Source organism: Pseudonocardia sp., from assembly GCF_025965585.1.
Lineage (GTDB): Bacteria > Actinomycetota > Actinomycetes > Mycobacteriales > Pseudonocardiaceae > Pseudonocardia.
Map to the genome: position 1 here is coordinate 1 of NZ_JAOPWR010000088.1, position 10,683 is coordinate 10,683.

General features: G+C 72.0%; 11 protein-coding genes and 1 pseudogene. 5 read left to right on the forward strand and 7 right to left on the reverse strand.

The annotated features are described in order from the left end of the window. Positions 1–68: 68 nt before the first annotated feature. Both JWR81_RS05625 and JWR81_RS05630 read right to left on the reverse strand, forming a co-directional pair. Positions 69–941 carry an NAD(P)-dependent oxidoreductase gene (locus tag JWR81_RS05625; protein ID WP_297647532.1) on the reverse strand — a complete coding sequence of 291 codons (873 nt, stop codon included), beginning with the start codon at positions 939–941 and terminating at the stop codon, positions 69–71. Between the two features lie 699 nt (positions 942–1,640). After that, positions 1,641–2,555 carry a hypothetical protein gene (locus JWR81_RS05630; RefSeq protein WP_297647535.1) on the reverse strand — a complete coding sequence of 305 codons (915 nt, stop codon included), beginning with the start codon at positions 2,553–2,555 and terminating at the stop codon, positions 1,641–1,643. 71 nt (positions 2,556–2,626) lie between these two features. On the opposite strand from JWR81_RS05630, the gene JWR81_RS05635 reads away from it, so the two are divergent. From JWR81_RS05635 to JWR81_RS05650, 4 genes are all read left to right on the forward strand, one after another. Further along, the gene (locus JWR81_RS05635) at positions 2,627–4,303 is read left to right on the forward strand and encodes a pyruvate, phosphate dikinase (RefSeq protein ID WP_297647538.1); all 1,677 of its coding nucleotides are present in this window, start codon (positions 2,627–2,629) and stop codon (positions 4,301–4,303) included. A 49-nt stretch (positions 4,304–4,352) separates the two neighbouring features. Beyond that, positions 4,353–5,105, forward strand: coding sequence for a FadR/GntR family transcriptional regulator (locus JWR81_RS05640; protein WP_297647541.1), 753 nt, complete (start codon positions 4,353–4,355; stop codon positions 5,103–5,105). 124 nt (positions 5,106–5,229) lie between these two features. Next, positions 5,230–5,853, forward strand: coding sequence for a histidine phosphatase family protein (locus JWR81_RS05645; protein ID WP_297647543.1), 624 nt, complete (start codon positions 5,230–5,232; stop codon positions 5,851–5,853). Positions 5,854–5,878: 25 nt separating this feature from the next. Further along, entirely contained in the window at positions 5,879–6,070 is a 192-nt protein-coding gene (locus JWR81_RS05650; protein ID WP_297647546.1) for a ferredoxin, read from the forward strand. 59 nt (positions 6,071–6,129) lie between these two features. On the opposite strand, the gene JWR81_RS05655 is transcribed toward JWR81_RS05650, so the two are convergent. The 5 genes and pseudogenes from JWR81_RS05655 to JWR81_RS34255 all read right to left on the reverse strand — a co-directional run. Next, the gene (locus JWR81_RS05655; protein WP_297647549.1) at positions 6,130–6,255 is read right to left on the reverse strand and encodes a hypothetical protein; all 126 of its coding nucleotides are present in this window, start codon (positions 6,253–6,255) and stop codon (positions 6,130–6,132) included. Positions 6,256–6,330: 75 nt separating this feature from the next. Continuing rightward, positions 6,331–7,275, reverse strand: coding sequence for an amidohydrolase family protein (locus JWR81_RS05660; RefSeq protein WP_297647551.1), 945 nt, complete (start codon positions 7,273–7,275; stop codon positions 6,331–6,333). Further along, complete coding sequence (locus tag JWR81_RS05665; protein WP_297647554.1) at positions 7,241–7,477, reverse strand: hypothetical protein; 237 nt, start codon at positions 7,475–7,477, stop codon at positions 7,241–7,243. The genes JWR81_RS05660 and JWR81_RS05665 overlap by 35 nt, the downstream gene beginning before the upstream one ends. Before the next feature lie 38 nt (positions 7,478–7,515). Continuing rightward, positions 7,516–8,601 carry an AMP-binding protein gene (locus JWR81_RS05670; protein WP_367278739.1) on the reverse strand — a complete coding sequence of 362 codons (1,086 nt, stop codon included), beginning with the start codon at positions 8,599–8,601 and terminating at the stop codon, positions 7,516–7,518. Positions 8,602–8,605: 4 nt separating this feature from the next. Beyond that, positions 8,606–8,842 (reverse strand): annotated as a pseudogene (locus tag JWR81_RS34255) (AMP-binding protein); the annotation flags it as partial. Between the two features lie 234 nt (positions 8,843–9,076). On the opposite strand from JWR81_RS34255, the gene JWR81_RS05675 reads away from it, so the two are divergent. After that, positions 9,077–10,683 (forward strand): hypothetical protein (locus JWR81_RS05675; RefSeq protein ID WP_297647560.1); only part of this gene is annotated, 1,607 nt, incomplete at its 3' end.

Sequence of the window (10,683 nt, forward strand, 5' to 3'; positions counted from 1 at the left end):
GGCCACGGCTGCCGCGTGGGCGACCCGGTCCACCGCCAGCCCGGTCCGCGCGTCGAGCAGCGCATCGGTCATCGCCGCCGCCGCGCCCGCTGACACCGCTTCCGCGAGCAGCTCGGCGCCGAGCCGGCGCACGGCCGGCCGACGTCGTCGGGGTGCACAAGCTGCCAGGCCCGGTCCCCGTCGGAGGCGTCGATCAGCACCGGACCCGACAGGAACCGGTGGATGGTGTTGTCGTAGCTCGACCGCCCGGCTGTGACGCCCGCTCGCACGGCCACCGCGTCGATGTCGGCCGAGAACATCACGTCCTCGGCCATCCGCTTGTGTGTGCCGTAGAGGTGGTCGGGATCGGGGCACAACGGCTCGTCCTCGTCGAGCAGCCTGCCGCCGCGAGGGATCGCACCGTAGGCGAGCACCGAGGAGGAGAACACCAGCCTGCGACATCCCGTCGCGGTCATCGCCTCGACGACGTTGCGGGTTCCGCCGACGTCGAGCTCCTCGGTAGCGGCGCGCGTCTCGAGCGGCGCGAAAGCCCAGGCCAGGTGCGCCACCGCCTCACAGCCGGCCACGGCATCCTTGACCGCGGACGAGTCCCGGACGTCACCGGCCCGGAACTCTGCGGCGGCGATCGGCCGCTCCGGCGCACGGCGGGCCATGGCGACGACGTGGTCGCCGCGTCCGGACAGCCGCTCGCACAGAGCTCGGCCGAACACCCCGGTGGCACCGGTGACGAGCACGCGCATCAGGTCCTTCTTTCGTTGTGGTTCAGTCCAGGGCCACGACGTGGCCAGCGGCTCCATCGACCCGCACGCACTGCCCGTGCGGAGCCGCTCGCTGCCGTCGCCGGTGTCGACCACGCACGGGATGCCGAACTCGTGCGACATCTGGCCGCCGACATCGACGACCACCGCCGCGGCGACGGCGAAGTACGGGGTCCATCCCACGTCGGTGAACCTGACCGCCAGGACCTCGCCCGGCAGGAGCACTCGTCGGAGTCGACGTCGAGCACGCGCACGAGCCCGGTTGCCGTGCCGGTGGGCACGATCCCGGTGAGCTCACCATCGGGCTCCAGCGGCTCGTGGGGGCGCCTCGAGAGGTTCCCGTCGGCCCGTGAAGGTCCGGGGCATCCGTCCGCCGGCGGTGCGTCCGAGGATGGTGGCTGCGCGCACCCGCAACGCCCCCGGGCACCGTGCCGCGATCATCGTCGCGCGGCGATCAGATCGCGGACCCGCGACGCTCCCCTGTGTCGCAGCGGCTCGCTCTCCCGGCGCACGCCGCGACCGGCCGGCCCGTAGACCGTCGCCGACGAGCCGACGACGAGTCGCGGATGCCCCGCTGCCGCCAGCGCGGCCAGCAACGACCCGACACCCGCCGGCCCGGCAGCGTGGGTCCGGGAGTGCGAACGGAGGGACGGCCGCAGGTGCACGACCGCCGCCACCCCCTCCAACGCCCGTGCCGGCACATCGCCGTTCCGGGTGTCGGCCGCCGCGGGGCCCGGCGAGGTCGGACGAGCCAGTGGTGAGCTCCGGGAACCCGTGGGCCTCGTGACCCCGGCGGGTCAGCCACGACCTCGTCTCGGCGCCGCCGGCACCCGAACCGATCACCACCACGCGCACGAGCAGGCTCCAGGGTCGCAGGGTTCCTCAGGGGAGGAACGGTGAGCCCCAGCCCGTGATCAGCCGCAGCCCGACGAGCGGGACGACGAGGGTGAGGAAGAACGTGGCGTTGAAGTAGGCGATCGTGCCCACGAACCGGACGACCTGGAACCGGGCTGTGCCGCTCGCCGGGTCGTCGAGATCCACCTCGGGGAGCGCGGTGAGCACCACCCAGTCGCCGCCCGCCTCCCGGGACGCGGGGCGGCGGGCCCATCCGGGACGGCGCAGCAGCCGGTCCAGCCTCAGGGTGCGCTCCAGGCAGTTGAACCGGCGGACCTCCTCGGGCAGGCCGACGACGTAGGCGATGAGGTTGATCCAGCCGAACATCAGCAGCATCGGCCACAGCAGCGGCCAGTTGCCCCGGCCCATGTCGATGAACGGCCCGATCGCCGGCTCGTAGGTCCACCAGCCCATGTAGGCGGCGAAACCCTCGATCACCAGGTTCCAGACGAACGTCAGCGGCACCGACAGCACGAGGATGCCGTGCCCGATGCTGCGGCCGGGCTTGCGACTGGTCCACCACTGCGCGAGCCGCAGGATCGCCCACGCGTGCGCCACCCAGTACACGGCGTACATCACCGGCATCCACGCCGGGTTGTGCGCGGCGGTGAACGGCCAGTCGAGGTGGTAGTGCAGGAAGTTCGGGCTGTAGCTCAGGTGCTGGCCCCAGTCCCCGAACGTCTCCAGCCACCAGGTGGAGGCCGAGGCGACCGACAGCAGCAGCCACCACGTGAGGCGGCGCTGCCGCACCGCATGGACGGTGAGCCCGACCAGGACGATGACGCCCAGTGCCGTCACCCCGTAGTCGAGGACCCAGGTGGCCGGTGGGTTCACCACCCCGGCGGGGACACACCGCCCGTCGGTCCAGCGCAGACCGCCCGGCGGACAACCGTCACCTGTCATTGCATCCCCTCCTCGGGCTTGCGAGAATCTAACGGAACTAGACGACTGATGCCACTGTTGAAGGAGATGTCATGCCTCTCGCCACCGCGTACGACGCGCCGGTCGAGGTCCTCGACGGCACCAGCTCGGCGTCGAGGGACGCGATCGGCGGCAAGGCATGGAGCATTAACCGGATGCGGGCACTCGGCCTGCCGGTGCCCCCCGCGTTCGCCGTCGTCACCGGCGAGTGCGCCCGCTACGTCGACGCCGGGAGGCGCCTGCGTGACGACCTCTGGGAACGCGTCGTCGCGGGCGTGCACCACCTGGAGGGGGTCACCGGGCGCGGCTTCGGCGACACGACCCACCCGCTGCTGGTCTCGGTGCGGTCGGGCGCCGCCACGAGCATGCCGGGAATGATGGACACCGTCCTCAACCTGGGCATCACCGACGCCGTCGAGGCCGCGCTCGCGGCGGAGGCGAGCAGCCCCGAGTACGCCGCCGACACCCACCGCCGCTTCCGGGAGCTCTACACCTCCGTGGTCGGAGGGCCGGTCCCGCTCGATCCGTGGGAGCAGCTGCGCGCCGCGATCTGTGCGGTCTTCGACTCGTGGCAGTCACCGCGAGCTCGTACCTACCGCCGCCATCACGGCATCGCCGACGCGGGCGGCACGGCCGTCACGGTGCAGGCCATGGTGTTCGGCAACCTGGACGGCACGTCGGGCACGGGTGTGCTGTTCAGCCGCAACCCGATGACGGGCGAGAAGCCCGCCTACGGCGAGTGGCTGGCTCGCGGCCAGGGCGAGGACGTCGTCTCCGGGCGTTGCACACCACGTCCACTGGCCGAGCTCGCCGACGAGCTGCCCGGGGTGCACGCTGAGCTGCTGGCCGCCGCCGACACCCTCGAACGCACCGGCCGCGACATCCAGGACATCGAGTTCACGGTCGAGGCCGGACGGCTCTGGCTGCTGCAGTCGCGGGTGGCCAAGCGTGCGCCCGCTGCTGCAGTGCGCGCCGCCGTCGACATGGTGGACGCCGGCGAGATCAGCCCGGAGGAGGCGGTGGCCCGCGTCTCCGCCGATCAGGTGCGCACGGTGTTGCGCCCCGAGCTGGACTCCTCGGGGAGCGCGGAGGCCGGGCCCGTCGCCCGCGGCGAGCCCGCGTGCCCGGGCCTGGTGACGGGGATCGTCGTCACCGACCCGGACGAGGCCGAGGATCGCGCCGACGACGGCCAGCAGGTCATCCTGGCCCGCGCCACGACCAGCCCCGACGACCTGCACGGCATGATCGCCGCCGCCGCAGTGGTCACCGAGCACGGCGGCTCGACGTCGCACGCGGCGGTCGTGAGCCGGGAGATCGGCCGGCCGTGCGTCGTCGGCTGCGGGCCACGCACCGTCACGGCCCTCGCCGGGCGGACGGTGACCGTCGACGGGTCCACCGGGCAGGTGTGGCTGGGCGAGCGCCGGGTGCGCGATGTGGACGAGGCCGGCGTCGCCGACCTGGCCCGGCTCGTCGAGTGGGCCGCGCCCCTGGCCCCGCTGCGCGTGCACCGCGCCGTCGACCCGCTGCCGCCGGACGCCGACGTCGTCGACCTGGATGCGGCCGGTGAGGCCTGGCGGGACGCGCTGCGCGCGGATCGTCCCGCGCGGGGAGACGTGCTCGGCACCGACGAGGGCATCGCCGCGGCGGTGGCCGCCGGCGTCCCGCTCGTCGTGGTCCCGTTCGCGCTGCCCGCGCTGCTGGCCGCGCTCGCAGCCACCGACACCCGGTGACGTCGGGATACGCGATCATCGGGTCGTGCCCGGGTCTAGACTCAGGAGGGTGAGTTCACCCGACCGCGTGCGGCCCCGGAAGATGGCGGAGGTCGTCGCCGACCGCATCCGCAAGCTCATCGCTCGGGGGGAGCTGACCGAGGGCGACTGGCTGCCCACCGAGCCGGACCTCATGACGCGCTTCGGGGTCTCCCGGCCGACGCTGCGCGAGGCGTTCCGACTGCTCGAGGCCAACGGACTGATCGAGATCCGCCGCGGTCCGCCCGGCGGAGCCCGCGTCCGGCTTCCCGGCCCGGACGCTGCGGCGCCGATCTTCGGGCTGCTGCTCACGCTGAGCGGCACCACACTCAACGATGTCTACGAGGCCCGCACGGTGATCGAGCCCGCGGCCGCCCGGCGCCTGGCCGAGCACGGAACCGAGGCCGACCACGAGGAGCTGGCCGCCGAGCTGGGGAAGGTGGAGGCCTCGCTCGACGAGCCGGCAGGCTTCGCCGCCGCCACGGTCCGCTTCCACCAGCGCATCGTCGAGCTCTCGGGCAACCAGACCCTGGCGCTGTTCATCGGCATGCTCGGCGAGGTCATCTCCCAGCACCTCGTCACCGCCTACGGCGAGTCGGAGTCCCCGCCCGCAGAACGCGACCGCAAGAACCGCCGCGCGTTGCGGGCCTACCAGAAGCTCGTCGACATCGTCCGCTGCCGCGACGGCGCTGCCGCGGAGACCTTCTGGACCACGCACATGGAGTCGGTGCGGCCGCACGTCCTGCGCAAGTCGCATCGGCAGGTGGTCGATGTGCTGTCCTGATCGCACATCCCTGACCCTAGTTTCGTTAGATGATTCATACGCGACAAGCTTGGATCTCTCGTCGGATCTGACTAATCTAGAGCTGCAAACGCCGCTGTGGGCGCCACGACCGGGGAGGACGCTCATGGAGCTGCTGCTGATCCGGCACGCCCGACCGATGCGCCTGTACGCCGCTCAGGGACAGCCGGACCCCGACCTCGACGCCGAGGGCACGGCCCAGGCGGAGGCCGTGGCCGCCGCTCTCGCCGGCGAGCCGCTCGTCGCCATCTGGAGCAGCCCGCTACGCCGGGCCCAGCAGACCGCCGAGCCGCTCGCCCGCCGGCACGGCCTCACGCCGGTGCTCGACGACGGCCTCCGCGAGCTCACGGTCGGCGAGGACTCCTACGTGCCCATCGAGGCCCGTGGCCCTGCCACCGCGTCGAGCCAGGACATGCTCAACGAGTGGCTCACCCGGCTGCACAGCGACGAGGGCCGAGCGCTCGTCGCCGCGTTCCGCGGCCGGGTCTCGAGCGCCGTCGACCGCATCGTCGCCGCCCAACCCCATGGGGTGGTCGCCGTCGTCTGCCACGGTGGCGTGATCAACGCGGTGCTCACCGAAGCGCTCGGCCTTGAGGCGCTGATGACCTTCCACCCGGACTACACGTCAGTCAGCCGCGTGCTCGTGGGGCGCTCGGGACGCCGGCACGTCGCGAGCGTGAACGAGCATGCGCACGTCCGCGCGCTCGAGCAGGCCGCCCGCGCCCGCTGACGGCAACGATCCTGAGGAGACCCTCGTGCACGTCACCGTCGACATCGTCCGCTGCACCGGCCACGCCCGGTGCTTCGCCGTGGCCCCGGACGTCTACGACCTCGACGACGACGGCTACTGCCGCATCCCCGCCCCCGAGGTCGCTCCCGATCTGGAGCCACAGGCCCGTGACGGCGCAGCGGCCTGCCCCGAGCTGGCGATCACGGCCACTGGCTGACCTGTCGCCGGGAACAGGCGAACGGCCCACCGTCCGGTGGGCGGTTCGCCTGTTCCCGGTCAGGACTGTGGGAGGTCGCCTGCCAGCTCGCGCAGCGCCCGCAGGCGCCGTTCCACCAGGTCGCGCTCGTCCCCCTGGGAGAGGCCGGCCAGGGACTCCTCGGTCTCGACGATCTCCGCACGCACGCACGCGCGTGCCGGCCTCGAACCGGGTGAGCAGGTCCTGCTCCGTCCAGTCCGAGCGCTCCGACTCCGGCCTGCTCATGCGGGGAAGTTGTAGAGGCTGCGGGTGTTCAGCTCCACGATCTTGTGCACCTCGTCGTCCGGGACGTCCGGCGAGCACCTCGGCCGCGTAGGCGCGGCTCTTGGGCCAGTACGAGTCCGAGTGCGGGTAGTCGCACTCCCAGGTGATGTTGTCGATGCCGACGTCGTAGCGGTTCTCCACACCGAACCGGTCGTCGATGAAGCAGCCGTGCATGTGCTTGCGGAACAGGTCGGAGGGGCACGCGTCCTGGTTGATGTTCTGGTAGAGCGGTGCCGCTCCCAGGTGGTGTCCAGTCGCTCGAGCATGTAGGGCATCCAGCCGATGCCACCCTCCGACAGCCCGATCTTGAGGTTCGGGTGGTTGTGGAGCACCGGGGAGAACAGCAGGTCGGCCGTGGCGTACATCGAGTTGCAGCCGAACAGTGCGATCATCACGGCCATCGGCGCCTCGGGTGCGGTGATGGGTGGCTTGCCCGACGTACCGAAGTGCAGGCACAGCGGCATCCCGGTCTCCTCGGCGGCGGCGAGGACGCGGTCCCAGTGGTCGGTATGGAACGACGGCAGACCGAGCGGCACCGGGTTCTCCGGGAACGCGATGGCCTTGGCGCCCTTGGCCGCGGTGCGGTGGATCTCGGCGACGCAGGCCTTGACGTCCCACAGCGGCAGGATTACCAGCGGGATGAACCGGTCCGGCGCCGTGGCGCACCACTCGTCGAGCATGTAGTCGTTCCACGCCTGCACGCACAGGGCAGCGAGCTCGCGGTCCTCCCCCTGCAGGAAGATCGTGCCGGCGAACCGCGGGAACGACGGGAAACACAGCGCGCCCCACACACCGTCGATGTCCATGTCGACGAGCCGGGCCTTCGGGTCGTAACAACCCGGGATCATCTCGTCGTAGCGCGTGGGCTCAGCGCCGAACTCCTCCGGCTTCTTGCCGGCCACCGCGTTCAGCCCGATGTAGGGGTAAGATCCGCCCCTCGTAGGACCAGACCTCGGACGGCGGGCCGCCGTTCGGCCGGGGCTGCTCGACGATGTGCGGACCGGCCTCGAGGAACTTCTTCGGGAGGCGGCCCGACCAGAGCTTCGGGTGCTCGATGAGGTGGTCGTCGGTGGACAGCATCTTCATCCACGGCTGCAGCGGCATGCGTCTCCCTGTGTCGATGTTCGCTCCGCCAGCGTCGCTCAGCGCTTCGCGAGTTCGATGTCGGCGGTCTCGCGGTCCCACGTGGCCGAGGTGGCGCCCTCGTCACGCAGCTGGTACTTCATGATCTTGCCGGTGGGGTTCTTGGGCAGCTCGTCACGGACCTCGACATAGCGCAGCACGGCGAAGTAGGGCAGCCGGTCGATCGACCACCGGCACAGCTCCTCCTCGGTGATGGTCGCGCCCGCGCGCAGCACGGCCGTGACCTTCAGGTCGTCCTCGGTGAACTCACTGGGCACGGCGTGCACGGCAACCTGAGTGATGTCGGGGTGCTGCAGGAAGGTGCCCTCCACCTCCTGACTGGAGATGTTCTCCCCGCGACGGCGCAGGTAGTCCTTCTTGCGGTCGACGAAGTAGAGCCGGCCGTCGTCGTCGAAACGACCCATGTCGCCGGTGTGGAACCACATGTTGGTCATGACGGCCTGCGTGGCCTCGGGACGGTTCCAGTAGCCGGAGAACATGACGTGCGCCTTGCGCGGGCGCGCCACGATCTCGCCCGCCTGACCGACGGGCAGCTCGTTGTCCTCGTCGTCGAAGATGCGGACGTCGAAGTCGTCGGTGAGCTTGCCCGCCGTACCGGGGCGGATGGGCTCGTCCTGCGGGGCCCGGGTGAGGAACGTGGTCTCGGTGAGGCCGAAGACCGAGCTGCCCACGGCCTCCACACCGAAACGCTCCTGGTAGATCCGTGCGATCTCCGGCAGGTAGGGGGCGCCACCCGCCTTCCGGATCCGACCCTTGCAGGCCAGCATCTCCGGCGTGTCGTCGAGCCGGGCGATCAATGGGATCATCGCACCGAGCAGCGTGACGAGCGTGGCGCCGGTGCGCTGCATCTCCGGCCAGAAGTTGCGCAGCGAGAACCGCGGGTAGATGCAGGCCTTGTTCCCCTGCAACGCCGTCGCCAGCACGGTGGTGGCGGAGGCGTTGAGGTGGAACAGCGGCAGTGGCGTCCAGATGACGTCGCCCTCGCGGCGACCGTCCAGCGAGCCGAAGACGACGTTGGCGATGAAGTTGTGACTCATCATGCAGCCCTTGGAGGGGCCGGTGGTGCCGGAGGTGTAGACGAGCATCGACAGGTACACCGGCACCGGCGTCGGACACCTGGTGGCGCAGGAACTCGCCCTTGTACGCGGTGTTGGTGGGCACGCAGATCGCGCCCAGCATGTTGACGCCGATCCACACCGCGACGGCGTCGACATGGCTGTCGAGCAGGGCGACGACGCGGTCGCCCCGCTCCACCCCGAGCGCGCGCAGCCCCCCGCCCCCCGCCACCCGCGCCGCGCCGGCACCGACCTCGGCGTAGGTGAACACCTCGCCGGAGAAGTCGAGGTAGGGACGGTCGCGTGGCGGCGCACCGCGTCGGCGAAGAGATCGTTGACCGTGTGCCGCGGCGCGGCGGCCCAGACCGGGAGCTGATCCACGCGCGCAGCTTACCCGGGTCTAGATCCGTAATACGAGAAAAGAGTAACCCGATTCGGCGGATCGGCTAGCTTCCGTGTGCCGCGACATGCCACACTCACCGCGCCCCGCGTCGAGAGGACGGCTATGAGGTTCCTGATCACCAACGTCACCGACGGTCTCGGGCGGTCCGTTGCCGCGTCGCTGCTGGCAGCGGGGCATGACGTCGTCGGCACCGGGGACGCGGCGCTCCGTGAGCTCGACAGGCGCATCACGATGCACCGGGGGCCGGCCACGGAGGTCCTCGACGACGTCGACGCCGTCCTGGATCTCGCCGGGGACACGAGCCTCGCCGACACCGCGACGCGCACCGTCGTCCTGCTGCCCGACGACCGGGGCGCCGAGCGGGCGTGGGCGGCGAATCCCACCGCACTGCTGGTGCGCACTGCCCCCCTCGCCGGACGGCGCGCGGGCGCCGCGGAGGTGCGGACGCTGGCCGGGCTGCTCGCCGCCCCGCCCACCGCGCCACGGCAGCTCGTCCATCCCGACGACGTCGCCCGCCACCTGGTCATCGAGCTGACCTCGGGTTCGGCCACCGGCACCGTCGTGCTGGCCGCCCCCGGCACCGTCACCGGTCAGGACGTGCGCCGAGCGCTGCGCGCCGCCGGCATCGCCCGCGACCCCCGGCTCACCGCACCACCTGCACCGTCCCCACTCACGGCCGACCCCGCGTTCCACGCCGGATGGACCGCCGCCGACGCCCTCGCCGACCTGGTCCGCGGTCTGCAGGGGCGCGACGTCCGTGACGGCGGCGCGGTGGCCCGCCCGGCCGAGATCCCGCTGCCGGCCGACGTCATCCCCGCCCGGCTGCCCGCGCACGACGGCCACCCGCTGCGGAGCGCGGCCCCGGAGGGATGCGAGGGCGAGTTCGACGAGCACATCGACCCGCGCTTCCCGGTGCACAGCGCGGCCAACACGTCCGAGGCACTGCCCGGACCGCTCACCGCGCTGTCGATCGACGTCCATGCCGGCGCTCTGCGCCGGGCCAACGCCGCGCTCGCCTGGATGATGGGCCTCGAGGGCCTCGCGGCCGCCGAGTGGACCAGCCGCGTCAACGCCGTCTACGGCCACCACGTCTTTCTCAACGCCTCGATCAGCATCCTGACCGTGGCGAACCTGCCCGGCTGGAGCGAGGAGAGCATGCGCCGGCAGGCCTTCGCCTCCATCCCCGAGGACTGGGCGATCTACCCCGAGGGCCGGCCCGAGACCGTCAGCGGGCTCGCCGCCGCGCGGGCGCAGGCCGGAGTGGTCCGGCGCCTGCTCGGGATCGCCCGGCACTTGCGGACCGCAGCCGAGACGGTGAACGCGGCGTCCCGGGCGGAGGCACTCGACACCGGCGCGATCGCTGCGCTGGACGACGCCCGGCTGCACGCCCACGCCCGGCTCGCCCGCGACCGCATGGCGCAGGCGTGGACGGCCGCCGCGCTCGGGGTGGTGCTGGTCGGTGCGGCGGAGAACATCCACGAGAAGACCTCGAAGGCCGGGGCGCCCGCCATCCCCCTCGAGCGCCTGGAGTCGGCCCGCACGATGCTGGCGGTCGACCGGCTCGCGGCGCTGATGCGCACCGACTCGGTCCTGCGCGACCTGGCCGCGGCCGGTGAGGTGGACAGCGCGCTCGCCCACTCCCCTGCGGCGGCCGCCGCCCTCGGCCAGGAGCTGGGACGGATCGGGCACCGCGGACCCGGCGAGTGCGA

What these genes read in the sequence shown, in the direction of transcription:
- JWR81_RS05630 (WP_297647535.1), bottom strand. Translation starts at nt 2,555, where the DNA reads ATGACAGGTGACGGTTGTCCGCCGGGCGGTCTGCGCTGGACCGACGGG.
- JWR81_RS05635 (WP_297647538.1), top strand. Translation starts at nt 2,627, where the DNA reads ATGCCTCTCGCCACCGCGTACGACGCGCCGGTCGAGGTCCTCGACGGC.
- JWR81_RS05645 (WP_297647543.1), top strand. Translation starts at nt 5,230, where the DNA reads ATGGAGCTGCTGCTGATCCGGCACGCCCGACCGATGCGCCTGTACGCC.
- JWR81_RS05665 (WP_297647554.1), bottom strand. Translation starts at nt 7,477, where the DNA reads ATGCCGCTGCAGCCGTGGATGAAGATGCTGTCCACCGACGACCACCTC.
- JWR81_RS05670 (WP_367278739.1), bottom strand. Translation starts at nt 8,601, where the DNA reads ATGCTCGTCTACACCTCCGGCACCACCGGCCCCTCCAAGGGCTGCATG.